This window comes from Amycolatopsis sp. BJA-103 (genome assembly GCF_002849735.1).
Taxonomy (GTDB): Bacteria; Actinomycetota; Actinomycetes; order Mycobacteriales; family Pseudonocardiaceae; genus Amycolatopsis.
Genome location: NZ_CP017780.1, coordinates 5,774,003 through 5,797,650, shown reverse-complemented (window position 1 = coordinate 5,797,650; position 23,648 = coordinate 5,774,003). Strand labels below are relative to the sequence as shown.

At 69.9% G+C, this 23,648-nt stretch carries 22 protein-coding genes; 17 read left to right on the top strand and 5 right to left on the bottom strand.

What is annotated here, in order from left to right; all coding sequences use genetic code 11:
- Positions 1–10 precede the first annotated feature (10 nt).
- The 3 genes from BKN51_RS25230 to BKN51_RS25220 all read left to right on the top strand — a co-directional run bounded on the left by BKN51_RS25230 (position 11) and on the right by BKN51_RS25220 (position 2,846).
- Positions 11–970 carry an electron transfer flavoprotein subunit alpha/FixB family protein gene (locus BKN51_RS25230; RefSeq protein WP_101609984.1) on the top strand — a complete coding sequence of 320 codons (960 nt, stop codon included), beginning with the start codon at positions 11–13 and terminating at the stop codon, positions 968–970.
- A gap of 173 nt (positions 971–1,143) precedes the next feature.
- Positions 1,144–1,926 carry a GNAT family N-acetyltransferase gene (locus tag BKN51_RS25225; RefSeq protein WP_101609983.1) on the top strand — a complete coding sequence of 261 codons (783 nt, stop codon included), beginning with the start codon at positions 1,144–1,146 and terminating at the stop codon, positions 1,924–1,926.
- The gene (locus BKN51_RS25220) at positions 1,923–2,846 is read left to right on the top strand and encodes a lysophospholipid acyltransferase family protein (RefSeq protein WP_101609981.1); all 924 of its coding nucleotides are present in this window, start codon (positions 1,923–1,925) and stop codon (positions 2,844–2,846) included. The genes BKN51_RS25225 and BKN51_RS25220 overlap by 4 nt, the downstream gene beginning before the upstream one ends.
- Positions 2,847–2,933: 87 nt before the next feature.
- On the opposite strand, the gene BKN51_RS25215 is transcribed toward BKN51_RS25220, so the two are convergent.
- The gene (locus BKN51_RS25215; RefSeq protein ID WP_101613448.1) at positions 2,934–3,824 is read right to left on the bottom strand and encodes an NADP-dependent oxidoreductase; all 891 of its coding nucleotides are present in this window, start codon (positions 3,822–3,824) and stop codon (positions 2,934–2,936) included.
- Positions 3,825–3,959: 135 nt separating this feature from the next.
- On the opposite strand from BKN51_RS25215, the gene BKN51_RS25210 reads away from it, so the two are divergent.
- The 4 genes from BKN51_RS25210 to mnmA are packed head-to-tail and all read left to right on the top strand — an operon-like array spanning position 3,960 to position 8,999.
- Positions 3,960–5,228: a helix-turn-helix transcriptional regulator gene (locus BKN51_RS25210; RefSeq protein WP_101609980.1), complete on the top strand. Its 1,269-nt coding sequence runs from the start codon at positions 3,960–3,962 to the stop codon at positions 5,226–5,228.
- 33 nt (positions 5,229–5,261) lie between these two features.
- On the top strand, positions 5,262–6,647 hold the full coding sequence (locus BKN51_RS25205; RefSeq protein ID WP_101609979.1) for an MFS transporter: 1,386 nt from the start codon (positions 5,262–5,264) through the stop codon (positions 6,645–6,647).
- A 49-nt stretch (positions 6,648–6,696) separates the two neighbouring features.
- Positions 6,697–7,893, top strand: a complete 1,197-nt coding sequence (locus tag BKN51_RS25200) for a cysteine desulfurase family protein (RefSeq protein WP_101613447.1) — start codon at positions 6,697–6,699, stop codon at positions 7,891–7,893.
- A 5-nt stretch (positions 7,894–7,898) separates the two neighbouring features.
- Positions 7,899–8,999 carry a tRNA 2-thiouridine(34) synthase MnmA gene (mnmA, locus tag BKN51_RS25195; RefSeq protein WP_101613446.1) on the top strand — a complete coding sequence of 367 codons (1,101 nt, stop codon included), beginning with the start codon at positions 7,899–7,901 and terminating at the stop codon, positions 8,997–8,999.
- 354 nt (positions 9,000–9,353) lie between these two features.
- Here mnmA and BKN51_RS25190 read toward each other — a convergent pair whose 3' ends face one another.
- The 3 genes from BKN51_RS25190 to BKN51_RS25180 all read right to left on the bottom strand — a co-directional run bounded on the left by BKN51_RS25190 (position 9,354) and on the right by BKN51_RS25180 (position 11,751).
- On the bottom strand, positions 9,354–9,797 hold the full coding sequence (locus BKN51_RS25190; protein WP_101609978.1) for a GNAT family N-acetyltransferase: 444 nt from the start codon (positions 9,795–9,797) through the stop codon (positions 9,354–9,356).
- Complete coding sequence (locus BKN51_RS25185; protein ID WP_101609977.1) at positions 9,794–10,831, bottom strand: MBL fold metallo-hydrolase; 1,038 nt, start codon at positions 10,829–10,831, stop codon at positions 9,794–9,796. The genes BKN51_RS25190 and BKN51_RS25185 overlap by 4 nt, the downstream gene beginning before the upstream one ends.
- A gap of 110 nt (positions 10,832–10,941) precedes the next feature.
- Positions 10,942–11,751: a phospholipid scramblase-related protein gene (locus BKN51_RS25180; protein WP_101609976.1), complete on the bottom strand. Its 810-nt coding sequence runs from the start codon at positions 11,749–11,751 to the stop codon at positions 10,942–10,944.
- A gap of 121 nt (positions 11,752–11,872) precedes the next feature.
- On the opposite strand from BKN51_RS25180, the gene BKN51_RS25175 reads away from it, so the two are divergent.
- The 4 genes from BKN51_RS25175 to BKN51_RS25160 are packed head-to-tail and all read left to right on the top strand — an operon-like array spanning position 11,873 to position 16,284.
- On the top strand, positions 11,873–12,910 hold the full coding sequence (locus tag BKN51_RS25175; protein WP_101609975.1) for a methionine synthase: 1,038 nt from the start codon (positions 11,873–11,875) through the stop codon (positions 12,908–12,910).
- 21 nt (positions 12,911–12,931) lie between these two features.
- Positions 12,932–13,636, top strand: coding sequence for a hypothetical protein (locus BKN51_RS25170; protein ID WP_101609974.1), 705 nt, complete (start codon positions 12,932–12,934; stop codon positions 13,634–13,636).
- A gap of 10 nt (positions 13,637–13,646) precedes the next feature.
- On the top strand, positions 13,647–15,794 hold the full coding sequence (gene ligA / locus BKN51_RS25165; RefSeq protein ID WP_101609973.1) for an NAD-dependent DNA ligase LigA: 2,148 nt from the start codon (positions 13,647–13,649) through the stop codon (positions 15,792–15,794).
- Positions 15,787–16,284, top strand: a complete 498-nt coding sequence (locus BKN51_RS25160; protein ID WP_101609972.1) for a GNAT family N-acetyltransferase — start codon at positions 15,787–15,789, stop codon at positions 16,282–16,284. The genes ligA and BKN51_RS25160 overlap by 8 nt, the downstream gene beginning before the upstream one ends.
- An 81-nt stretch (positions 16,285–16,365) precedes the next feature.
- On the opposite strand, the gene BKN51_RS25155 is transcribed toward BKN51_RS25160, so the two are convergent.
- Positions 16,366–17,019, bottom strand: a complete 654-nt coding sequence (locus BKN51_RS25155) for an ACT domain-containing protein (RefSeq protein WP_101609970.1) — start codon at positions 17,017–17,019, stop codon at positions 16,366–16,368.
- Positions 17,020–17,263: 244 nt separating this feature from the next.
- On the opposite strand from BKN51_RS25155, the gene gatC reads away from it, so the two are divergent.
- Genes gatC through BKN51_RS25125 form a run of 6 tightly spaced genes read left to right on the top strand, consistent with a single transcriptional unit; the run spans position 17,264 to position 23,225 of the window.
- The gene (gene gatC / locus BKN51_RS25150) at positions 17,264–17,563 is read left to right on the top strand and encodes an Asp-tRNA(Asn)/Glu-tRNA(Gln) amidotransferase subunit GatC (RefSeq protein WP_101609968.1); all 300 of its coding nucleotides are present in this window, start codon (positions 17,264–17,266) and stop codon (positions 17,561–17,563) included.
- Positions 17,560–19,077, top strand: coding sequence for an Asp-tRNA(Asn)/Glu-tRNA(Gln) amidotransferase subunit GatA (gene gatA, locus BKN51_RS25145; protein WP_101609966.1), 1,518 nt, complete (start codon positions 17,560–17,562; stop codon positions 19,075–19,077). Before gatC ends, gatA begins: the two co-directional genes overlap by 4 nt.
- Positions 19,074–20,579 (top strand): Asp-tRNA(Asn)/Glu-tRNA(Gln) amidotransferase subunit GatB, encoded by a 1,506-nt coding sequence (gene gatB / locus BKN51_RS25140; protein WP_101609964.1) that lies wholly within the window; start codon positions 19,074–19,076, stop codon positions 20,577–20,579. The genes gatA and gatB overlap by 4 nt, the downstream gene beginning before the upstream one ends.
- Positions 20,572–21,057 carry a hypothetical protein gene (locus tag BKN51_RS25135; protein ID WP_101609962.1) on the top strand — a complete coding sequence of 162 codons (486 nt, stop codon included), beginning with the start codon at positions 20,572–20,574 and terminating at the stop codon, positions 21,055–21,057. Before gatB ends, BKN51_RS25135 begins: the two co-directional genes overlap by 8 nt.
- Positions 21,058–21,105: 48 nt before the next feature.
- Entirely contained in the window at positions 21,106–21,801 is a 696-nt protein-coding gene (locus tag BKN51_RS25130) for a cupin domain-containing protein (protein WP_101609960.1), read from the top strand.
- Positions 21,802–21,827: 26 nt separating this feature from the next.
- Complete coding sequence (locus BKN51_RS25125; RefSeq protein WP_101613445.1) at positions 21,828–23,225, top strand: DUF6351 family protein; 1,398 nt, start codon at positions 21,828–21,830, stop codon at positions 23,223–23,225.
- Positions 23,226–23,648: the final 423 nt, after the last annotated feature.

Below are 23,648 nucleotides of genomic sequence, written 5' to 3'. Positions count from 1 at the left end.
GAATAGGGAAATGGCTGAAGTACTCGTCCTCGTCGACCACGTCGACGGTGAAGTCAAGAAGGTCACGCTCGAGCTGCTGACCGCCGCTCGCGAGCTCGGTGAGCCGTCCGCGGTCGTCGTCGGCCCGACCGGCACCGCCGCCAAGGCGAAGGAAGCTCTCGCCGCACACGGCGCCGCCAAGGTGTACGTCGCCGAGGGCGACAACGCCACCGGCTTCCTGGTCACCCCCAAGGTGGATGTCCTCGCCGCGCTCGCGGAGCGGACCTCCCCGGCCGCCGTGCTCGTCGCGGCCAGCGCCGAGGGCAAGGAGGTGTCCGCCCGTGTCGCGGTCCGCCTCGGCTCCGGTCTGCTGTACGACGCCGTCGGCGTGAACGGCGACGGCAGCGTCGACCAGTCCATCTTCGGTGGCGCGTTCTCCGTCAAGGCCAAGTCCACCAAGGGTGTCCCGGTCATCTCGGTCCGCCCCGGCGCTGTCGAGGCGTCCCAGGCCGAGGGTGCGGCCGCCGAGGAGACCGTCGAGGTCCCCGCGGGTGACCCGGCGAAGTCCGCCAAGATCACCGGCATCGAGCCGATCGTCGGCGGCGACCGTCCGGAGCTGACCGAGGCCTCGGTCGTCGTCTCCGGTGGCCGCGGTGTCGGCTCGGCCGACAAGTTCGACGTCGTCGAGACGCTCGCCGACTCGCTCGGTGCCGCCGTCGGCGCTTCCCGCGCCGCCGTCGACTCGGGCTACTACCCGGCGCAGTTCCAGGTCGGCCAGACCGGTAAGACGGTCTCGCCGCAGCTGTACATCGCGCTGGGCATCTCCGGGGCGATCCAGCACCGGGCGGGCATGCAGACGTCGAAGACCATCATCGCGGTCAACAAGGACGCCGAGGCGCCGATCTTCGAGATCGCCGACTTCGGTGTGGTGGGCGACCTGTTCAACGTCGCGCCGCAGCTGACCGACGAGGTCAAGAAGCGCAAGGGCTGAGTTTCACCCTGAAGGGGCCGTCCGGGATTTCTTTCCCGGGCGGCCCCTTTTCTGTGATCCGAAAGTGATGTTCCACCCTGAGAGAAGCCTGAGAACCCGCATTTAACTGAACGTGCACTATTCGGCCATCGGGCGCATTGTCGTTGGTACCCCCCGAGGGGTAGACCTTGCTTATGACGACGTCACAGCTCCTCGTCAGTACTGACCAGGCAGGTGTCGAACTCCCGGCCGACGCGCCGCGCTACTCGCTCCTCGTCGCCAACGGAAACGAAGAAGTCGTTGCCGCGCAACGCCTTCGTCACCGGGTGTTCGCCGAGGAAATGGGAGCGACGCTCAATTCGCCCGTACCCGGACTCGACGTCGATTACTTCGACGAGTTCTGCGATCACCTCGTGGTGCGGGACGACAACACCGGCGAGATCGTGGGCACGTACCGGATGCTGCCGCCCGATCGGGCGACGCGGGCCGGAAAGCTCTACTCCGACAGCGAATTCGACCTCACGGCACTCGATTCACTGCGTCCTTCGCTGGTCGAGACGGGCCGCTCGTGCGTGCACCCCGACCACCGCAGCGGCGCCGTGGTGAGCCTCGTCTGGGCGGGCATCGGCCGCTACATGCTGCTGGCCGGGCACCGCTACCTCGCGGGCTGCGCGTCCGTGCCGCTGACCGGCGGCGGGGAATACGCGGCGGGCGTCTGGGATGTCCTGCGCGCCAAGCACTACGCGGACGAGTCGCTCCGGGTGACCCCGCTGAACCCGTGGCGGACCGAGGGCGTCGAGCGGCCCGCGCGGGCGATCCTGCCGCCGCTCATCAAGGGGTACACGCGCCTGGGCGCCAAGGTCTACGGTCCGCCCGCGCTGGACGAGGATTTCGGTGTCGCGGACTTCTTCGTCCTGCTGGACCTGCACAACGTCGACGAGCGTTATCTCAAGTTCTTCCTGGGAGTACAGGGATGACTCACGCCTGGATGCCGAAATCGCCGTGTGGCGACGGATGTCTGAGCGAAGGGGCGCCGACGGTGGCGTTCCCGCGGCGCGTCCTGCGCTTCGCCGCGGCGATCGGCGTCATCGCCGGGGCCTTCCTGACCGCGCCGCTGGTGCTCGTGCTGCGCGGCAGGCCCCGGGAACGGTTGGTGCGCCTGCTGTTCGCAGGGATCCTGAAGTCCTTCGGGGTACGGCTGCGCGTCCTCGGCGACGAACGTTTCCGCGCCGTGCCCGGCCGTGGCGCGCTGGTGGTGAACAACCACATCTCGTGGCTGGACATCATCGCGGTGAACGCCATCCAGCCGATGCGGGCGCTCGCCAAGAAAGAGGTCGGCGCCTGGCCGGTACTCGGCCTGCTGGTCCGCCGCGGCGGCAGCATCTTCCTCGACCGGGAGAACCTGCGCAGCCTGCCCGCGACGATGGACGAACTCGCCGGCGCGATGCGCGGCGGATCACTCGTCAGTGTGACGCCGGAGGGCACCACCTGGTGCGGACTGGGCTCCGGCCGCTTCCGCCCGGCGGCGTTCCAGGCCGCGATCGACGGCGGTGTCCCGGTGCGGCCGCTCGCCCTGCGCTTCCGGCTCGCCGACGGACGCGAAACCACGCAGCCGGCGTTCATTGGACCGGAGTCGCTCATCGCCTCGCTGCGGCGAGTGGCGGCTTTGCGCGGTCTGGTGCTGGAGGTGCACGTGTGCCCGGAGATCGCGCCGGGACGCGCTTCGGACCGGCGGGAGCTGGCGCTGCTGGCGGAATCCGCGGTGCAGGCGGCGCTCGGGCGGGTGCAGATCCCGGTGCAGACGCGGCGGCGCCGCACTGCCTCCGCTCCCGCTGTGCCCGCTCCCGCTCCTGCCGCTGCTCCGGTCGCCCCTGTCGTGAAAGTCCCTTCGCCGTAACTCGCGCGCGCTATGAAAGGCCCGTTACTTGCAAAATTTGCAAGTAACGGGCCTTTCATAGCACCCCCAGGTGGACACGCGGCGGCATCACGCCAGCGTCAGCGTGATCTTCCCGCTCGCGTGCCCGGTCGCGCTCTCCCGGTGCGCTTCCGCGACCTCCGCCAGCCTGTAACTCGACCCCAGCTTCAACTTCAGCTCCCGAGAGACCAGATCCTCCAGCACGGCCGGAGTCTCCGAGCCGCCCGCCGAGAACGTCAGCCCCTGCGCGAACGCCGCCGGGTCGGCGATGGTGACCAGCCGGTCGGGTGAACCGAGCAGTGCCACGGAATCGGCCAGCACGCCGAACCCGGCCGCGTCGAACACCGCGTCCACGCCGCCCGGGGCCGCCGCCCGGACCCGCGACACCCACCCGTCGCCGTACTGGACCGGCAGCGCGCCGAGAGCCTCGACCTCGTCCAAGGTCGAAGTCCCGGCGAGCCCGATGACCGTGGCCCCGAGCGCGACGGCGGCCTGCGTCGCGATCCGGCCGACCTGGCCGCTCGCCCCGTGAAGCACCAGGGTTTCCCCGGGCTTGACCTCGAGTTCGCCCAGCACGCGCAACGCCGTCTCACCGACGATCGGCAGCCCGGCGGCTTCGGGCCACGAAAGCCCGGCCGGCTTGCGGATGACGTTGGTCGCCAGCGCGTACTCCGCGTACGCCCCGGTGTCGGACCAGCCGAAGACCTCGTCGCCGACGGCGAATCCGACGCCTTCGCCGACCGCGTCCACCACGCCCGCCAGTTCCAGGCCGAGGATGTGCGGGAATTCGACCGGCCGCACCTCCGCCATGGCGCCGGACCGGATCTTCCAGTCGACCGGGTTGACGCCGGCGGCCTTGACCGCGACCCGCACCTGACCCGGGCCGGGCTCCGGCAGCGCGACCTCGGTCTCCTGGAGGACGTCGGTGTCGCCGTACTGGGTGATGGTGATCGCTCGCATGTTCACTCCTCATCGGACTTTCTTCGCTGCGATCAGTCAACCGGCGGCCCGGCCCCGCCCGAACCAGCCGGACGAGCAGTGTTCACTAGCCGGGCGAGCAGCGTCGCGGACCGGGAACGCGCTTACTGTGGAGTCATGGACGAGTGGTCGGATCCGCTGTACGTGCTGAGCCAGGTCGAGTACATGCTCGCCGCCCGGCGTCACGAACTCCTGCCGCGGTTCTCGGCGACGGCCGCGGCCGTCCTGCCGCACCGGGCCGCCGCCATGGAGACCGGTGACTGCTCCCGCCTGCCGATCAAGGTCGACGGCGATCCGGCGATCACCGGCGCCGTCACGAGCGCGGAGCTCCGGCGGCTCGCCGCGCTCGGCGTCCCCGGGGAGGCCGCGGTGGTGGAGGAGACACTCGGCGGCGAGCGCCGGAAGCTCGTCGTCCTGAGCTCGGCCCCGGTGATCGGCAAGGGCGCGATGATCGCGCTCGTCCCCACCGGGGACGCGCCCGACGACCGTGCGCTCGGGATCGTCGCGAAGCTGTGGGACATCGTCAGCGTGAACGCCGCCCAGCGCGCCACCGATCCCGAACCCGAGATCCTCGCGAGCAACCTGGCGGCCGCGACCGCGCGGGCGCGGGCGATCACCGATCTCGGGCAGACCCACGCGACGGCCTTGGCGTCGTTGCTTTCGGTGCTGCGGTCCCGGCGTCTCGGCGACGCCGCCGCCCGCCAGGCCGCGACCGACCTCGCCGCGGCTTCGCTGGTCGAACTGCGCTCGATCGCGGACCGCGACCAGGAGCTTTCGGCGGAACCGGCGTCGGAGGCCTTCGACACTCTCGTCGCGCAGCTGGATCCCTTGGTACGCCACAACGACGTGACCGTCGACCTCGCCGGACCCGGCGACGAACGTTCGCTCCCGCAGGACATCGCGCACACCGCGCGCACGGTCACCCGCGGGCTCGTGCTCGCCGCGCTGGAGCGGGGCAGCACCCGCGTCCGCGCGTCCTGGCAGCTCGACGGCCAGGCCCTCCGGATCACCGTGCGCGACGACGGCCCGGACGTCGCCCGCGCCGTGCCCGCGGCCGGTCTCACCGAACGGATCACCCCGCTCGGCGGCCGCTGGGAGGTCGACGCCGTCCCCGGCTGGGGCGCCACGATCACCGCCGTGATGCCGCTGGAAGTCCAGGAAACCCCGGAGCTGCGCCCCTTGGACCGGCTGAACCCGCGTGAACTCGAAGTCCTCGCCGGGATTGCGCGCGGGAAGCGGAACCGGCAGATCGCCGAGGAGCTGCTGCTGACCGAGCACACGGTGAAGTTCCACGTGCGGAAGATCCTCGGGAAGCTGGAAGTCACCTCGCGCGGCGAGGCCGCGGTGCTGGCGCGGGAACTGCGCCTGGAGTCCGTCGGCGCTTGACCTCCACCCGACTGGAGGTTGCAGGCTCGTCGTATGACGATCACTGGGGACAAGGCGGCGCCGAAGCCGAAAGGCGTGCTCTGGACACTGGAGCACCGCGTGACCACGATCGGGCTGCTGCTCATGGTCACGCTCATCGCGTTCGAGAGCATGGGCGTCGCCACCGCGATGCCGACGATGGTGGCCGACCTCGACGGTCTCGCGCTGTACGCCTGGCCCTTCACCACCTTCCTGGTCGCCAGCGTGGTCGCGACCGTCCTCTCCGGACGCCTCGGCGACCGCAAGGGCCCGGCGCCCGCGCTGCTCGCCGGTACCGCGCTGTTCGCCGCCGGGCTGCTGGTGGCGGGGCTCGCGCACGACATGCCGCTGCTCCTGCTCGGCCGCGGATTGCAGGGCTTCGGTTCCGGGCTCCTGCTGGTCTCGGTGTCCCTGCTGATCGCGCTCACCTTCAGCGACCGCGAGCGCCCGGTGATCTACGCCGCCAACGCCGCCGCTTGGGTGCTGCCCGCGGTGATCGGGCCGTCGGTCGCGGGCGTGGTGACCGTGAGCGTCGGCTGGCGCTGGGTGTTCCTCGGGCTGATCCCGCTGACCGGGATCGGGCTCGCGCTGCTGGTGCTGGTCACGCGCAAGCTGCCCGCCCACGTGCCCGGCGAATCCGCGAGCCGCGCCGGGGTGGTGCCCGCGGTGGTCGCCGCCCTCGGCGTCGCCGCGCTCACCTGGGCGGCGCAGCATCCGTCTCTCGCGGCACTGGCCTACGGCGGCGCCGGGCTCGTCGCCCTGGCGTACGCGCTCCGCAAACTCCTGCCCGCCGGCACGCTGACGTCGCGGCCGGGGTTGCCGACAGTGATCGCCTCCCGCGCGCTGATCGCGGGCGCGTACGCCGGAATGGAGGCGTACCTGCCGCTCACGATGACCGAGGTCCACGGTTACAGCCCCGCGCTGGCCGGGCTGCCCCTGACGGTGACCGCGCTGGGCTGGTCGGCGGGGTCGATGCTGCAGGGCCGCAGGCTCGACTGGTCGCGCGAGACGTCCCTGCGGACCGGGTTCGCGCTGGTCGCGGCCGGTCTGGCGATCTTCGTCTTCGTCCCGCTGCCCTCGTTCCCCGGCTGGATGGCGTTCGTGGCGTCGGCGGTCGGCGGCGCCGGGATGGGCATCGCGATGCCCGCGATCTCGGTTCTGCTGCTGCGCTACTCGCCGGAGGCCGAACGCGGGTTCAACACCTCGGCGCTGCAGCTCGGCGACTGGGTCGGATCGGCCCTGACCATCGGTTTGGGTGGAGTTCTGCTCGCCTCGGTGGCGTCGGCGAAGGAGCCTTCGGTGGCGATCCTGGTGCTTTCGGTGCTGCTGACCGGCATCGCGCTGCTCGGCGTGCGGCTGACCGGCCGGTGGCCGTCGGCTATGAGCGGCACCACCCGCTGACACAGGGTGGGCTTGGTCACGCCCCGGAGCGGTCTACCCTGGTATGGCCATGACCTATCTCGACCACGCGGCGACCACCCCGATGTTGCCCGAAGCCGTAGCGGCGATGTCCGAGGCGCTGTCCACAGTGGGCAACGCCTCCGCGCTGCATTCCTCGGGTCGCCGGGCCCGCCGCAAGGTCGAAGAGGCCCGCGAGGTGATCGCGGAGGCGCTGGGCGCCAGGCCGTCCGAGGTGATCTTCACCGGCGGTGGCACGGAGAGCGACAATCTCGCGGTCAAGGGCATCTTCTGGGCCCGCAACGGCGAGGACCCGAAGCGCCGCCGGGTGCTGTGCAGCACCGTCGAGCACCACGCCGTCCTCGATTCCGTCGAATGGCTGGAGCAGCACGCGGACGCCGAGATCGTCTGGGTCGAGGTCGACCAGGACGGCCGGGTGTCCCCGGAGTCGATGCGCGCCGCCATCGGCGACAGCCCCGAGACGGTCGCGCTGGCCACCGTGATGTGGGCGAACAACGAGGTCGGCACGGTCAACCCGATCGCCGGGCTCGCCGCCGTCTGCGCCGAGCACGAGATCCCGCTGCACACCGACGCCGTCCAGGCCGTCGGCGCGGTGCCGGTCGACTTCGCCGGGAGCGGGGCCGCCGCGCTGACCCTGACCGCGCACAAGCTGGGCGGCCCGTACGGCGTCGGCGCGCTGCTGCTCGGCCGCGACACCGCCTGCGTGCCTGTCCTGCACGGCGGTGGCCAGGAGCGCAGTGTGCGTTCGGGCACCCTCGACGTGCCCGCGGTGATCGCGTTCGCGACGGCGGTGAAGGCCACGGTCGAAGGCCGCGAGGAGTACGCCAAACGCGTCGCCGAGCTGCGGGACGACCTGGTCGAGGCCGTCCGGCGCGAGGTGCCGGACGCGCTGCTCAACGGCGGTGAAGGCGAGCGCCTGCCGACGCACGCCCACTTCACTTTCCCCGGTTGCGCGGGTGACAGTCTGTTAATGCTTTTGGACGCCAAGGGCATCGAATGTTCCACTGGATCGGCGTGCACGGCGGGTGTCGCGCAACCGAGTCACGTGCTGCTGGCCATGGGTGCCGATCCGGCGGCCGCGCGCGGGTCGCTGCGATTCTCGTTCGGGCATACCTCGGCACCGGAAGACGTTGAAGCGGTTTCGAGGGAGATCGCGGGCGTCGTCGACAGGGCGAGGCAGGCGGGACTCGCGGGAATGCGCAAGCAGACGCAGAAGCAAGAGGTGTGAGGAAGATGCGCGTACTGGCCGCGATGAGCGGGGGAGTGGACTCGGCGGTGGCCGCCGCGCGCGCCGTGGACGCCGGGCACGAGGTCGTCGGCGTGCACCTGGCGCTGTCGGCGAAGCCCGGCACGCTGCGCACGGGCTCCCGCGGCTGCTGCACGATCGAAGACTCGGGCGACGCGCGGCGAGCGGCCGACGTCCTCGGCATCCCCTTCTACATCTGGGACTTCGCCGAGCGCTTCACCGAAGAGGTCATCGAGACCTTCGTCGGCGAGTACGCCGCCGGCCGGACGCCGAACCCGTGCGTCACCTGCAACGAGAAGATCAAGTTCGAGGCGCTGCTGGACAAGGCGATGGCGCTCGGCTTCGACGCCGTCGCGACCGGGCACTACGCCCGTCTGTCCGTTGTGGACGGTGCGCCGGAGCTGCGGCGCAGTGTGGACTCCGGCAAGGACCAGTCCTACGTTCTGGCCTCGCTGACTCCGGAGCAGCTGCGGCATTCGCTGTTCCCGCTGGGCGATTCGTGGAAGACCGACGTGCGCGCCGAGGCCGAGAGCCGCGGCCTGTCGGTGGCGAAGAAGCCGGACAGCCACGACATCTGCTTCATCCCGGACGGCGACACGAAGAGCTTCCTGGAGAAGCGCCTCGGCCAGCGTCCCGGGCAGCTCGTCGACGCCGAGACCGGCGCCGTGCTCGGCGAGCACACCGGCGTGCACGGGTTCACCGTCGGCCAGCGCAAGGGACTCGGCATCGAGGCGCCGGCGCCGGACGGGCGGCCGCGCTACGTGCTGTCGCTGGAGCCGGTTTCGGGCACCGTGAAGGTCGGCTCCGCGCGGGATCTCGGCGTGAACGTGATCGAGGCGAACCGCCCGATCTGGCCGAGCGAGCGGCCGCTGGACGGCCCGACCGAATGCGTCGTCCAGGTGCGCGCGCACGGCGGGATCGTGGAGGCCGTCGCCGAGGTTTCGGGCGACTCGGGCGATTCGGTGACGGTTCAGCTTCGCGAGCCGTTGCGTGGGGTCGCGCCGGGACAGGTCGTCGTGCTGTACCGCACCGATGCCGCCGAAGGCGATCTCGTGTTGGGAAGCGCGAAGATCTCGGGGACCCGCTAGAACTCTTCCGCAATTAGTCCTCTGGTTGCGGTCCTTGCGCGTGCAACTACCGCAACCAGAGGACTACTTGCGGCGGGTCAGCGGTGCCATCGCTCCGGCGGTAGGGAGCGAGGCGTGTCGCGAAAGCCATTTTCGCGACGTGTGGTGTCCCGAAAGTGGCTTTCGCGACACCGACGATGGTGCCGAATCGCGGGGTTAGGCAAAGGTGGCGTGCGCGTGCCATTCTTCGGTGCCGGTCGCGGGGCGGCTGTTGCGAAAGCCACTTTCGCAACCTTCAATGTTGCGAAAGTGGCTTTCGCAACATCTTCGGGCCGCTGCCGGAGCCCCCGCAACCAGGTGCCGCAACGCGGGCGGTCAGAACTTCAGCTTGAAGCCGGTGTGAGAGGCCTCGAACCCGAGGCGTTCGTAGAACCGGTGCGCGTCCTCGCGTTTCACGTCCGACGTCAGCTGGACGAGGGCGCAGCCCCGTCGCCGGGATTCGTCGATGGCCCACGTCATCAGCTCGCCGCCGAGACCGGAGCCGCGATGGCTCGCCCGCACCCGGACGGCCTCGATCTGCCCGCGCAGCGCGCCTTTCCTGGCCAGGCCCGGAATGATCGACAGCTGGAGCGTGCCGACGGCCTCACCGGCGTCGTCGGCGACGATCAGCAGTTGCGTGGGATCGGCGTCGATCTCCTCGAAGGCCTTGAGATACGGCGTCAGGTCGTCAGTGGAATCCCGGGTGCTGCCGATCTGGTCGTCGGCGAGCATCCCGACGATCGCCGCGACGTCCTCGCGGCGTGCTTGACGGATGATCATGAGGCGTAGTGTTGCACTCCGTCGGTCTCGGCCGCGGTGAGTTTCCCTCGTGCCACCAGCAGATCCAGATGCGAACCGGTCTCGAGGACGGCGAGCATCTGGTTGAACGGGTCCATCTCCGGGAGCTTGCGCAGCTTGCGTGTCCAGCCCAGCCGCAACGCGACCTCGTACGCCGTAGTGACGTCCGGGGTGATCTCGGCGCCCATGACCTCGAGCCGGTCGCGATGGTGCTCCAGCAGTTCGTCCACGCGGGCGTGGACGCTGTCGGTGACGCGGCCGTGCGCGGGCAGCATGCGCCGGTCCGGCATCTCGCGCACCAGGCGCAGGGAGTCGAGGTAGTCGCTCAGCGGGAGTTCGGCGGGCACCGGCTGGAACCCGATCGACGGCGTGATGTGCGGCAGCACGTGATCGCCGGAGAACACCAGCCCCGCTTCGTCGTCGACGAAGACGACGTGCCCGGCAGTGTGGCCCGGCGTGTGCACGATGTCGAACTCGCGGCCGGGCATGATCGTGCGTTTTCCGGGACTGAGCCACTCGTCGGGCTGTTCCCACAAATGCGCTTCGGTGTGCCGGACACCGCCGAAGGCCTTGGCGAGTTCCTCGACCACCGGGACCGCGCCGCAGCGCTGAAGGAGGCCGACCTGCGCCTCCATCGGGAAGCGGTCCGGATCGCCGGAGCGCACCAGCGAAGGCTCTTCCAGCTTCCCGAGCCCGACCTTGCCGCCGAACTCGCGGCGCAGTTCCACCGCGAGGGTGTAGTGATCGCGATGCACGTGGGTGATCAGGAATTCGTCGATGTCGCCGAGGTCGGCACCGAGCGCTTTCAATCCGCGCGACAGCAGCTCACGCGCCGACTCCAGCGCCCAGCCCGAGTCGACGAGGACCAGGCGCGTGCCGTCGGTGACGGCGTAGACGTTGACTGCGCGCAGCGCGTCGTACGGCAGGGGCAGCGGGATCCGGTGTACCCCCGGCGAAACCGTGTAGACGCCTGGTTCGGCCCAGTCCCGTTCGCCGTCTTCGGGCAACGGCTCCATGGTGACCTCCGTCCCGGACGCACTCCAGCGTGCCGCCCCAGTCCTTCCACCTTGAGCCGCCGGAAGGCGAGTGTCCACTTGAGCGGGGTGAGACCCCGGTCACGCCCCGCTCAGCGGCCGTCGTCCTGCTTCAGCGCGGTGTCGATGGTCAGCGCCGACGCGACCACCATCGACGCCAGCGGATCCCGCAGCGGCCGGTGGATCTCGACGACGTAGTTGTCGGCGGTGGTGAACGCGGCCTTCACGAAACCGCCCCAGGTCTTGGTGATCCGCGCGATCTCGACGTCGGCGTGGTCCTTGATCACGAAGTTCCACGCCCGCCAGTTCTCCGCGAAGATCCCGCCGACCCGCTGGCCGTCGATGACGAAACCCAGCCGGATCTTGCCGAAGACGTTCTCCTGCACGATCTCCCCGATCGGGGAGTCGTCGGCCTTCGTCACCAGGAAGCGGGATTTGAACACCTTCGCCGGTCGCGTCACCTTCAGCACGGTGCTGTGGTTCGCGTCGCGGATTTCGAAGCGGTGGGTCAGGAACTGGTCGTAATTCGTCAGCAGCCGGATGGCCTTCTTCAACGTGCTCTGCCCGACCTGCACGACGCCGCCGAGGCGGTTGCCGTTCTGGTCGAAAACCCCGAACTCGTTGGACATCTCGATGAGTTTCGCGCGCTGGTTGACCACCAGCACGGGTTCGGAGAACAGGGTCCCGCCACCGGCGGCCCCGCCGCCCCGGCCTTGGGTCCCCTTCGCCACCTGCGCCCGGATCTTGTCCGGGTCGTGCGCGCCTTCGATGTCCAGCTCGATCATCTCGGCGTCGTGGGACGGCCGCGTGTTGGGCGTCCAGGCCTGTCCGTCCCACCACCGGTACACCCGGGGGTTCTGCTGGTCGGGATACCAGCCGGCGGGCTGTGGAGAGCTCGTCATGGCAGGTCAGCGTAATGCGCGAGACGCCTCTGCGGGCTCGCCGACGGCAATTGCGGCGAATGTCCGTGTCGTCGGTGTGCCCCGCCTCCCCGCCGAGTGGGACCAAGGGGAGAATCCGGGTGTGAACGAACGACCTTGGCCTCCTGGCGCCGCGACCGCGATCGGTTCCCAGCCCGGCACCGATCCGGTCGAGGCCGCGTCGATCGTGTTCGGCGAACTGCCCGAATTCCCCTATCTGCCCGAACTTCCCGCGCGCGGCGTGGGTGCCGACCTGATCGGCCGGACGGCCGCGCTGCTGGTCGATCTCGCCGTCGAGGTGGTGCCGAGCGGTTATCGCGTCGCCGCCCGCCCCGGGCACGACCACCGCCGCGCGGTCGACCTGATGAACTGGGACCTCGACGCCGTCCAGGAGGCGAAGGAGAAGGCGGGTGCCGCGCCGCCGGTGTTCAAGGCACAGGTCGCGGGGCCGTGGACGCTCGCCGCGAACATCGAACTCCAGCGCGGGCACCGGATCCTCACCGATCGGGGCGCGCTGCGCGATTTCACCGCGTCCTTGCTGGACGGCCTCGCCGAACACGTGGCGGAGCTGAAGTCGCGCGTCGGCGCGCCCGTGGTGCTCCAGTTCGACGAACCGTCGCTGCCCGCGGTTCTCGCCGGCGATCTTCCGACCGCGTCCGGCTACGGCACCGTTTCCGCCGTGCCCGCGCCGGAAGCCCGCGACCTGCTGTCGACGGTGATCTCCGGGGCGGAGCGCATCACCGGGCAGCCGGTCGTGGTGCACTGCTGCGCCGAGAAGCCGCCGATCTCGTTGCTGCGCGCCGCGGGCGCGCAAGCGATCGCCTTCGATTTCACCCTGTTGAAGGGCGCTTCGCCCATGCAACTCGATGAAATCGGCGAGACGCTGGATTCCGGCACGACGCTGATGCTCGGGCTCGTCCCCACGACCGACCCCGGCGCGCCGTTGGTGCTGCGTGACGTGGTCACGCCCGTGTTCAAACTCGTCGACAGGCTCGGATTCCGCAGGGAGATCATCGCCGAACGCGTCGTGCCGACCCCGGCGTGCGGTCTCGCGGGCGCGACTCCCGAGTGGATGCGCCGCGCGCTCACCCTCGGCCGGGAGGCGGGCAAGGCTTTCACCGAACCGCCTGAAGGCTGGTGACCGGCGCGGTAGCGTGCCCGCATGCGTTTGTTCCGCCGCTCCCGTAAGCCCGAGGACGTTCCCGACCCCCGCACCGCGTGGCCGGAGCAGCCGGTCCCCGAGGACGCGGCCGCCGCGGCGGTGACGTTCTGGGAGGCGTGGTTCGCGCTCCTGCCAGAGGTCAGTGCCGCGCTCGGTGATCGCGAGCCGCACCGCGTGGAACACGACCTCTGCACCATCGTCGAGGCACTGCATCCGAGGCTGCACTTTTCCCTCGATCGTGGGCACCGGGCGATCTACTCGCTGGTGCTCACCGGCCAGGAGGATCCGGAACTGCGCCCGTACACCGACGCGTGGAAGGCCGCCGCGCCGCCGGAGGACGCGATCTGGGAGTACCACGACTCCGTGCCGCCGGTCCCCGATCCGACCGAGGTCACCGTCAACCTCGGCGAGACCCGCATCGCGCTCGCCGACGTCCGGGTGACCGCGAAGGTGGACGATTCAGCCGGACGGGTGGACGTCACCGTCTTCCACCCGCTGATCGAAGAACTCCGGCCGGAGACCCGGACGACCATGACCTTCCTGCCGCTGGACGCCACGCTGGGTGAGCGCGTGGCGGCCGAAAGGCTGGGCAAGGTCGAGCTGGTGACCGAGGCACAGGAGGGACAGCTGACCCTTCTGGAGCTCCGTGAAGTGGTCGCCCGACTCGACCCGAGGGCGTCCGGAATTGTCGGTACCCCCGACTAGGCTTACCCCCGTGAGCAGCGAACTTCCGGAAAACCCCGAGCCAGTGCAGGACATCACCGAGGTCCCCGCCGAGGTCCGAGAAAGGCACGCCGAACTGGCGGAGGAGATCCGCGGGCACCAGTTCCGGTACTACGTGCTGGATTCACCGATCGTGTCCGACGGCCAGTTCGACACGCTGCTCAACGAACTCCAGGCCATCGAGGACGAGCATCCGGGGCTGGTGACGCCGGAGTCGCCGACGCAGAACGTCGGCGGCACGTTCTCGACCGAGTTCGTCGCGCACGACCACCTCGAGCGCATGCTCAGCCTGGACAACGTCTTCGACGGCGAAGAGTTCGAGGCCTGGGTCGAGCGGGTCCAGAAGGAGATCGGCGCGACGAAGTACCTCGCCGAGCTCAAGATCGACGGGCTCGCCATCAACCTGCTGTACGAGAACGGCCGCCTGACCCGCGCGCTGACCAGGGGCGACGGCCGCACCGGCGAGGACGTCACGCTCAACGTCCGCACGCTGGAGCAGGTGCCGGACCGCCTGACGGGCACCGACGAGTTCCCCGTGCCCGCGCTGGTCGAGATCCGCGGCGAGGTGTACTTCCGCGTCGAGGACTTCCTGGCGCTCAACGCGAAGATGGTCGAGGCGGGCAAGGATCCGTACGCGAACCCGCGCAACACCGCCGCCGGATCTTTGCGGCAGAAGGATCCGAAGATCACGAAGTCCCGCAACCTGCGGCTGATCTGCCACGGGCTCGGGAAACGCGAAGGCTTCGAGCCGAAGCGCCAGTCCGAGGCGTACGACGCGCTGGCCGCGTGGGGCCTGCCGGTCTCGCCGCACAGCAAGGTGCTCGCCACCGGCGAGGAACTGCTGGAGCACATCAAGTTCTGGGGCGAGCACCGCCACGACGCCGAGCACGAGATCGACGGCGTCGTCATCAAGGTCGACGAGGTCGGGCTCCAGCGCCGTCTCGGGACGACGTCGCGCGCGCCGCGCTGGGCGATCGCCTACAAGTACCCGCCGGAAGAGGCGATCACCACCCTGCTGGACATCCAGGTCAACGTCGGCCGCACCGGGCGGGTCACCCCGTTCGCGGTGATGGAGCCGGTGAAGGTGGCCGGGTCCACGGTGGCGATGGCGACGCTGCACAACCAGGAAGAGGTCAAACGCAAGGGCGTGCTGATCGGGGACAAGGTCGTCATCCGCAAGGCGGGCGACGTCATCCCCGAGGTGCTCGGCCCGGTCGCCGACGCGCGCACCGGCGAGGAGCGCGAGTTCGTCATGCCGTTGCGCTGCCCCAACTGCGACACCGAACTGGCGTACCAGAAGGAGGGCGACATCGACATCCGTTGCCCGAACGCGCGGTTCTGCCCGGCGCAGCGGCGGGAGCGGCTGTTCCACCTGGCGAGCCGGAACGTCTTCGACATCGAGGTGGTCGGGTACGAGGCCGCGGTGGCGCTGCTGGACGCCGGTGTCGTGCACGACGAAGGCGACATCTTCGATCTGGACGAGGAGAAGCTGCTCGAGGTCGATCTGTTCCGTACCAAGGCGGGGGAGCTTTCGGCCAACGGGCGCAAACTGCTGGACAACCTCGAGATCGTCAAGGACCGTCCACTGTGGAAGGTCATCGTCGGGCTCTCGATCCGGCACGTCGGCCCGACGGCGGCGCAGGCGCTCGCGCGGGAATTCGGTTCGCTGGAACGGATCGAAAACGCCTCCGAAGAGGAGCTCGCCGGCGTCGACGGGGTCGGCCCGACCATCGTGAAGGCCGCGAAAGAGTGGTTCGAGGTCGACTGGCACCGCGAAATCGTCGAAAAGTGGCGTGCGGCGGGCGTGCGGATGGAGGAGGAGCGCGACGAGTCCATCCCGCGCAACCTCGAAGGCCTGTCGATCGTCGTCACCGGTTCGCTGAACGACTACTCCCGTGACGAGGCCAAGGAGTTCATCATGGCCCGCGGCGGGAAGGCCGCCGGTTCGGTGTCGAAGAAGACGGCGTTCGTCGTCGTCGGGGACGCGCCGGGGACGAAGTACGACAAGGCCGTCCAGCTGAAGGTGCCGGTGCTCGACGAGAACGGCTTCACGGTGCTGCTGGAGAGCGGCCCCGAGGCGGCCGCGGAACTCGCGTTGCCGGCCGATGAGTCCGCCGATGAGGAGGACAGCGGTGAGTGATCTGGAGATCCGGCCTGCCCGCGCCGATGAACTGACCGCGGTCGGGGAACTCACCCTGGCCGCGTACTCCGCCGAGCGGAGCCTCGTCGACGGCGTGGGCTACGCGGCCGAGCTCGTCGATGCCGCCAAGCGGGCCGAGCAGGCCGAACTCCTGGTCGCCGTGGACGGCGACGGAACGCTGGTGGGCACGGTCACCATCGCGCGGCCGGGGACACCGTTCGCCGAGTTGTCGCGCGAAGGCGAACTGGAGTTCCGGATGCTCGGTGTGCGGCCCACGGCCACCGGGCGCGGTGTCGGCGAGGCGCTGACCAAGGCCGTCATCGCGCGGGCGCGGGAACTGGACGCGGAGCGCGTGGTGCTGTGCAGCCTGGTCACGATGGCGCGGGCGCACCGGCTCTACGAGCGGCTCGGCTTCGTGCGGCTGCCGGAGCGGGACTGGGAGCCGCATCCCGGGGTGACCTTGGTCGCCTACCGCTTGGAGCTCACGTAGCCGTCCACCTGTGCCATGAAAGTCACCTTCATTGCAAAATTTGCAATGAAGGTGACTTTCATGGCACGCCAGGTGGGGCGCTCAGCTGTCCAGGACGACGGCCACGATCCCCGCGAAGTGAGCCAGCCGCGCCACCTCCGCGGCACGGAAGTTCGGCCCGCCGGGCCGCGCGACCAGCAGCGCCTTCCCCGGCTTTCCCAGCGGTGTCGCCGCGAGTTCGGTGCCCAGTTCCTTCCACGTCTCCGGGACCCACGCCTCCTCGGCGTCGAGGATGGTGGCGCGTTCCAGCGGCAGCCAGGGCAGGTCGGTGATCGGCGTCTCGGGCGCGGCGCTGGACGACGCCAGCCGCAGCGCACCGGACTCCGAGTGCTCGACGACGACCGCCCAGCCCGCCCGGATGATCCTCGGCACACCTTCGGCGAGGATCTCCAGCCCCGAAGCGGGCTTCGCGGCGATCTCCTCGACCAGTTCGAGTTCGCGATGGGTGTCCAGCACCCCGGCGTACGGGCGGACGGCGTCGACCTCGACGCCGTCGACGCTTTCGGCGGCGGTGATCAGCGCGTCCGGCAGCCTGCCGGAGGGGATCTCGACGACGAGGTCGTCGACGGCGATCCCGCCGCCGCGTTCGACCACGTCCACGCTCAGGATGTCGGCGCCGACGGTGCCGAGCGCGGTGGCGACCGCGCCGAGGGTACCCGGGGTGTCCGGTAATTGGACCCGGATCAGGAACGACACACGCGCCCCTCTCGCCTCAGGCGTTCCAGCCTCGCCGTGGAACGCGCTACGCCGGGCGCCGATTGTGACAGACCGGACGAGGTAATGGGACCCGACGTCCGGGGCGCGGGATAACGAACCAGGCACTCCTTACCCGACGTGGGAGTCCCGGCCGCGGCATAACCCAGTCGAGTTCGCCGACGCCGCCACCATAGACTTGCAGCTTCCGACTGAACCCGCACAGCACACCCCGGGAGTCACCCGCGTGCCCAACATTTCCCGCGACGAGGTCGCACACCTCGCCAAGCTGGCCAGGCTTGCCGTCACCGAAGAGGAGCTGGACGTCTTCGCAGGCCAGCTCGACCAGATCCTGGACTCGGTGGCCAAGGTGAGCGAGGTCGCAGGCGAGGATGTCCCGCCCACGTCGCACGCCGTGCCGCTGACCAACGTTTTCCGTGAGGACACGGTCCGACCGGGGCTGACCCAGCAGCAGGCACTGGCCGGCGCGCCGGCCGCCGAAGAGGGTCGTTTCCGGGTGCCGCGGATTCTGGGAGAAGAGCAGTGACCGAACTCATCAAGCTGACCGCCGCCGAACTGGCGGACAAGATCCAGGCCCGTGAGGTCTCGGCGGTCGAGGTCGCCCAGGCCCACCTGGACCGGATCGCCGAGGTCGACGACCACATCCACGCGTTCCTGCACGTGGACACCGAGGGCGCGCTCGACGCGGCCCGCGCGGTCGACGCCGACGTCGCCGCGGGCAACGCGCCGAAGTCGCCGCTCGCCGGGGTGCCGCTGGCGCTCAAGGACGTGCTGACCACCAAGGGCATCCCCACCACGGTCGGTTCGAAGACCTTGGAGAACTGGATCCCGCCGTACGACGCCACCGTGACGCGCAAGCTGCGCGAGGCCGGTGTCGTGGTGCTCGGCAAGACCAACATGGACGAGTTCGCGATGGGCTCCTCCACGGAGAACTCCGCGTTCGGCCCGACGCACAACCCGTGGGACCACGCCCGCATCCCGGGCGGCTCCGGCGGTGGCTCCTCGGCCTCCATCGCGGCGTTCGAGGCCGCGATCGCGATCGGCACCGACACCGGTGGCTCGATCCGCCAGCCCGGCGCGGTCACCGGCACCGTCGGCGTGAAGCCGACGTACGGCGGCGTCTCCCGCTACGGTCTCGTCGCCTTCTCGTCGTCGCTGGACCAGGCCGGTCCCTGCGCGCGGACGGTGCTCGACGCCGCCCTGCTGCACGAGGTCATCGCCGGGTACGACCCGATGGACTCGACCTCGATCGACGCGCCGGTCCCGCCGGTGGTCGCCGCGGCCCGCCAGGGCCTGACCGGTGACCTCAAGGGCGTCCGCGTCGGCGTGGTCAAGGAATTCGCGGGCGACGGCTACCAGCCTGGCGTCCTGCGGTCCTTCGAGGCCGCCGTCGAGCAGCTGCGCGCGCTCGGTGCCGAGGTCGTCGAGGTCTCGTGCCCCAACTTCACCTACGCGCTGCCCGCGTACTACCTGATCGCGCCGAGCGAGTGCTCGTCGAACCTCGCCCGGTTCGACGCCATGCGCTACGGCCTGCGCGTGTCCGACGACGGCGCGCACAGCGCCGAAGAGGTCATGTCGCTCACCCGCGAGAAGGGCTTCGGCCCCGAGGTCAAGCGCCGCATCATGCTCGGCACGTACGCGCTGTCGTCGGGCTACTACGACGCCTACTACGGCTCGGCGCAGAAGGTCCGCACGCTCATCACGCGCGACTTCGAAGCCGCGTACGAAAAGGTGGACGTGCTGGTCTCGCCGACCACGCCGACCACCGCGTTCAAGATCGGCGAGCGCGTCGACGACCCGATGGCGATGTACCTCGCGGACCTCTGCACCATCCCGTCGAACCTCGCGGGCAACGCGGCGATGAGCGTCCCGAGTGGACTGTCGCACGAGGACGGCCTGCCGGTCGGCCTGCAGATCATGGCCCCCGCGATGGCCGACGACAGGCTGTACCGCGTCGGCGCCGCCTACGAGGTCGCGCGGGACGCCGCCAACGGCGGTTCGCTGGTGCACCAGGTTCCGGAGCTGGGAGGAAAGAAGTGACCGCCGTGGTGGAACTCATGGACTACGCCGACGTCATCGAGCGGTTCGACCCGGTCCTGGGTCTCGAGGTGCACGTCGAGCTGAACACGAACACCAAGATGTTCTGCGGCTGCGCCAACGAGTTCGGCGGCGAGCCGAACACCAAGGTCTGCCCGACCTGTCTCGGCATGCCCGGCGCGCTGCCGGTCGTGAACGCCAAGGCGATCGAAGGCGCGATCCGCATCGGCCTCGCGCTCAACTGCGAGATCGCCGAATGGTGCCGGTTCGCCCGGAAGAACTACTTCTACCCGGACATGCCGAAGAACTTCCAGACGTCGCAGTACGACGAGCCGATCGCTTTCAACGGCTACCTCGACGTGACGCTGGACGACGGCGAGGTCGTCCGCGTGGAGATCGAGCGCGCGCACATGGAAGAGGACACCGGCAAGTCGCTGCACGTCGGCGGCGCCACCGGTCGCATCCACGGCGCCGAGCACTCGCTGCTCGACTACAACCGCGCCGGTGTGCCGCTGATCGAGATCGTCACCAAGACGATCGAGCACACCGGTGAGCGCGCCCCCGAGGTCGCGCGGGCGTACGTGAGCGCGCTGCGGGATCTGCTGAGCGCGCTGGACGTCTCCGACGTCCGCATGGACCAGGGTTCCCTGCGCTGCGACGCGAACGTCTCGCTGATGGCCAAGGACGCGACCGAGTTCGGCACGCGCACCGAGACCAAGAACGTCAACTCGCTGCGCAGCGTCGAGCGCGCCGTGCGCTACGAGATGACCCGTCAGGCGGCGATCCTCGCCGAGGGCGGCTCGATCAAGCAGGAGACGCGGCACTTCCAGGAGGCCGACGGCACCACGTCGCCCGGCCGCACCAAGGAGACCGCCGAGGACTACCGGTACTTCCCGGAGCCCGACCTGGTCCCGATCGCGCCGTCGCGCGAGTGGGTCGAGGAGCTCCGCAAGACGCTGCCGGAGATGCCGTCGGAGCGCCGCAAGCGCATCCAGCGCGAGTGGAGCCTGACCGACGAGGCGTTGCGCGACCTGCTCAACGTCGGCGCGGTCGACCTGGTCGCCGCGACGGTCGAGGCGGGCGCGACGCCGGACGAGGCCCGCAGCTGGTGGGTCAACACGCTGGCGCAGGAGGCCAACTCCCGCGAGATCGAACTGGCGGAGCTGGCGATCACGCCGTCGCAGCTGGCCGAGGTCATCGGGCTGGTCAAGGCCGGTGAGCTGACCAACAAGCTGGCCAAGGAGGTCGTGCAGGGCGTCCTGGCAGGCGAGGGTTCGCCGTCCGAGGTCGTCGAGAAGCGCGGCCTGAAGGTCGTCTCCGACGACTCGGCGCTGATCGCGGCCGTCGACGAGGCACTGGCCGCGCAGCCGGACATCGCCGAGAAGATCCGCGGCGGCAAGGTGGCCGCGGCCGGGGCGATCGTCGGTGCGGTCATGAAGGCCACCAAGGGCCAGGCCGACGCCAAGCGCGTGCGCGAACTGATCGTCGAGCGAGTCGGTGCCTGAACTCGTTTCCAAGAAGGTCACCTGGCGTGAGTGGCTCGGCCTCGCGGCCGGGCTGCTCGCGCTGGTGACCTTGTTCCTCCCGTGGACGACGCTGACCGCGTCGCGCCCGAAGATCGAGGACGTGCTGACGTCGTTGCCCGCCAACGACGTCACGCGTGACGCGTGGCGCTCCGGCTTCCTCGCCTGGGCGCCGGTCTTCCTCCTGTTCCTGCCCGGTCTCGCCGTCGTGCTGTTCGGCCGCGTCGAAGCCGTCCGCCGCGCGGGCCTGCCGCATCTGTGGCTGATGGTGGCCCTCGGCGCCCTGCTGCTGATGGTGCTCGGCTGGGTCACCCTCGACTGGCAGTTCGACGCCGACCAGCGGGGGATCCTCTCCGCGGCGGGTATCGAGATCGGGGCGGGCCTCGGCCGTTACCTCGGCCTGGTGGCCGCTGTCGTCTCCGTCGTCGTCGCCTTCTTCGACGTCCGCGCCCGTAAGTAGTCACTCAGCGGATACCGGCCGGAAACCCACGATCTCCGAGGAGGTCCCGTGTTCCCGCTTCCCGGCGGTATCGGTCTTTCCCATCTGCGGGCCTACGAATGGGAGGCCTCGGACGGGGTGTGCGGTGGCGGCCCGCATCTGCATCTCGCCTGCACGGAGGCCTACGTCGTCACCGGCGGACGCGGCGCGGTGCAGACGCTCAGCGTCGACGGCTACCGCGAAACCGAACTCGAAGCCGGGGTCGTCGCGTGGTTCGCGCCCGGCACGGTCCATCGGATGGTGCAGCGCGGCGGACTGCGGATCACCGTGCTCATGCAGAACAGCGGGCTGCCCGAAGCGGGTGACGCCGTCCTCACCTTCCCGCCGCCGATCCTCGCCGATCCGGACGCCTACGCCGCGGCCGCCGCGATGCCCGCGGACGAAGACTCGGCACGACGGCGCCGCGACCTCGCGATCGAGGGTTACCTGCCGATTCGCGACGCCCTCGCCGCGGGAGATCCCGGTCCGTTGAGGGACTTCCATCGCGCGGCCGCCGCGTTGATCGCGCCGAAGGCCGCCGCTTGGATCCCGCGCTGGCGGGCCGGTGCGCTGGCCGCCGCCGAGCGGACCGGGGAGCACCTGGAGGCACTCGCGAACGGTGACGCGAGCCATCTCGAGGAGTCCGGCGTCCGGGTCGCGAATCCGTCCACAAAGGACGGTTACGGCATGTGCGGGCGGCGCGAGGAGTACCGCATTGACATGTGACCATTTGGTCACCTATTTTGGTCGGCATGACCCACTCACGCAGGACACTCGTCACCGTGCTCGTCACGCTGCTTCTCGGTGCGCTGGTCACCGCCGTCCCGGCGTCGGCCGAGGGGCGCCGTCACGTGTACGAAGGAACGATCGACGGCGCGGACTTCCTGGTCAAAGTGCCGAAACGGTGGAACGGCACGCTGGTGCTCTACAGCCACGGGCTCTACGTGGAGGAATGGAAGCCGGCGCGGATCATGCTGGCCACCAGACCCGAAACCGAGACCTGGCTGCTCGACCAGGGCTACGCGCTCGCCGCGTCGAACTACAAGGGCGTGTTCGGGCACGCGATCGAGGAGGCGCTGACCGACCAGATCGCGCTGCTGGACTGGTTCAAGGCCACCGTGGGCGCACCGCGGCGGACGATCACCAGCGGGATGTCCATGGGCGCCGTGATCTCCTTGAAGCTGGCCGAGAACAATCCCGGTCGTTTCGACGGCGTTCTGACGCAATGCGGCGAGTACGACGCGAACGGCACCTGGAACAGCGCGCTGGACATGCTGTTCGCGCTCAAGACCCTGCTGGCGCCGGACGCGGACATCGACCTCGTCCGGCCTCGCGATCCGCAGGCGGCTCAGGACGCGCTCGGAGCCGTCGTGGCCGAAGCCCAGAAGACGGAGCAGGGCCGCGCCAGGATCGCGCTCGCCGGTGCGCTCGGCGAAATCCCGGGCTGGGCCTTCGCGCATCAGCCGGAGCCCACCGCGCCGTCGGACCGGCTCGCGCAGCAGGCGATGTGGGTCACCGGGGCCTACTTGTTCGGTTACGGACCGGCCGCGCGCCCCGAGATCGAGCGCCGTGCGGGCGGCAACCCGTCGTCGAACACCGGCATCGACTACCGGCGCATGCTCGCCCGGTCCGCCGGACTCGACCTCGTCCGGCACGCCTACCGGGTGGGCGGCGCGGACCTGGAAGCCGATCTGGACCGGCTCGCCGCCGCTCCGCGGATCTCGGCGGACCCGAAGGCGGAGGCCTACCTGCGTCACTACACCGTGGCACGCGGCACCACGCCGTCGCCGGTGCTGACCGTGCACACCACCGGCGACGGCGGCGCGGTCGCCGGCCAGGCCCGGTGGTACGGCGACCAGGTCCGGCGCAACGGCGATCCCGCCCGGTTGCGGCAGGCCTACGTGAGCCGGGGTGGTCACTGCTCGTTCAACGCCGCCGAGGAGATCGTGCTGCTGCGCACCCTGCTGTCCCGGGTGGACAGTGGGCGCTGGCCGGACACCGGACCGCGACGGCTCACCGCCGCCGCGACCGCGCTCGGCCCCGGCTACCGGCTGGTCCCGGAGCTGTTCAGCGAAAACGGCGAAGAGAAGGCCATGGCGCCGTCGTTCGTGCGCTTCACGCCGCCGTCCTCCCCGAGGCCGTCCCGCTGAGCCGAGGGATGGGCAAGGGGCAGGGCGCGAGTGGCTCGGTACCGGCACCCTGGTCGCTTGAAGTACGTGATGGCCCCCTTCCTTGCGTCTAGCGCAAGGAAGGGGGCCATCACGTACTTCGGCGAGGCGTGAGGGCCGAGTTTCCTCGGCTGAGCCGAGGGAAGGGGCCCCTTTTGCGCGGCCGCTGTGATCATTGGTGCGTGTGGGGCGAAGGTGGCGGTCGTGGCGATCACGAGAGTAGTGAAGGCCTCCATCACTACGGTCAAGGTAGGCAAGGGGCCCTTCACGACCCAGACCCGTGAACGACCGCAGTCAGAGGCCAGTAGGTGACCAAGACACCCTTGGCCCTAACCCGAATCGCCACTCACGACCCCCTGGACCGGCACCCCACCCACCCGCCTAGTTAGTGGTTAGTAACCAGTA

What these genes read in the sequence shown, in the direction of transcription:
- BKN51_RS25230 (WP_101609984.1), top strand. Translation starts at nt 11, where the DNA reads ATGGCTGAAGTACTCGTCCTCGTCGACCACGTCGACGGTGAAGTCAAG.
- BKN51_RS25225 (WP_101609983.1), top strand. Translation starts at nt 1,144, where the DNA reads ATGACGACGTCACAGCTCCTCGTCAGTACTGACCAGGCAGGTGTCGAA.
- BKN51_RS25220 (WP_101609981.1), top strand. Translation starts at nt 1,923, where the DNA reads ATGACTCACGCCTGGATGCCGAAATCGCCGTGTGGCGACGGATGTCTG.
- BKN51_RS25215 (WP_101613448.1), bottom strand. Translation starts at nt 3,824, where the DNA reads ATGCGAGCGATCACCATCACCCAGTACGGCGACACCGACGTCCTCCAG.
- BKN51_RS25210 (WP_101609980.1), top strand. Translation starts at nt 3,960, where the DNA reads ATGGACGAGTGGTCGGATCCGCTGTACGTGCTGAGCCAGGTCGAGTAC.
- BKN51_RS25205 (WP_101609979.1), top strand. Translation starts at nt 5,262, where the DNA reads ATGACGATCACTGGGGACAAGGCGGCGCCGAAGCCGAAAGGCGTGCTC.
- BKN51_RS25200 (WP_101613447.1), top strand. Translation starts at nt 6,697, where the DNA reads ATGACCTATCTCGACCACGCGGCGACCACCCCGATGTTGCCCGAAGCC.
- mnmA (WP_101613446.1), top strand. Translation starts at nt 7,899, where the DNA reads ATGCGCGTACTGGCCGCGATGAGCGGGGGAGTGGACTCGGCGGTGGCC.
- BKN51_RS25190 (WP_101609978.1), bottom strand. Translation starts at nt 9,797, where the DNA reads ATGATCATCCGTCAAGCACGCCGCGAGGACGTCGCGGCGATCGTCGGG.
- BKN51_RS25185 (WP_101609977.1), bottom strand. Translation starts at nt 10,831, where the DNA reads ATGGAGCCGTTGCCCGAAGACGGCGAACGGGACTGGGCCGAACCAGGC.
- BKN51_RS25180 (WP_101609976.1), bottom strand. Translation starts at nt 11,751, where the DNA reads ATGACGAGCTCTCCACAGCCCGCCGGCTGGTATCCCGACCAGCAGAAC.
- BKN51_RS25170 (WP_101609974.1), top strand. Translation starts at nt 12,932, where the DNA reads ATGCGTTTGTTCCGCCGCTCCCGTAAGCCCGAGGACGTTCCCGACCCC.
- BKN51_RS25125 (WP_101613445.1), top strand. Translation starts at nt 21,828, where the DNA reads ATGACCCACTCACGCAGGACACTCGTCACCGTGCTCGTCACGCTGCTT.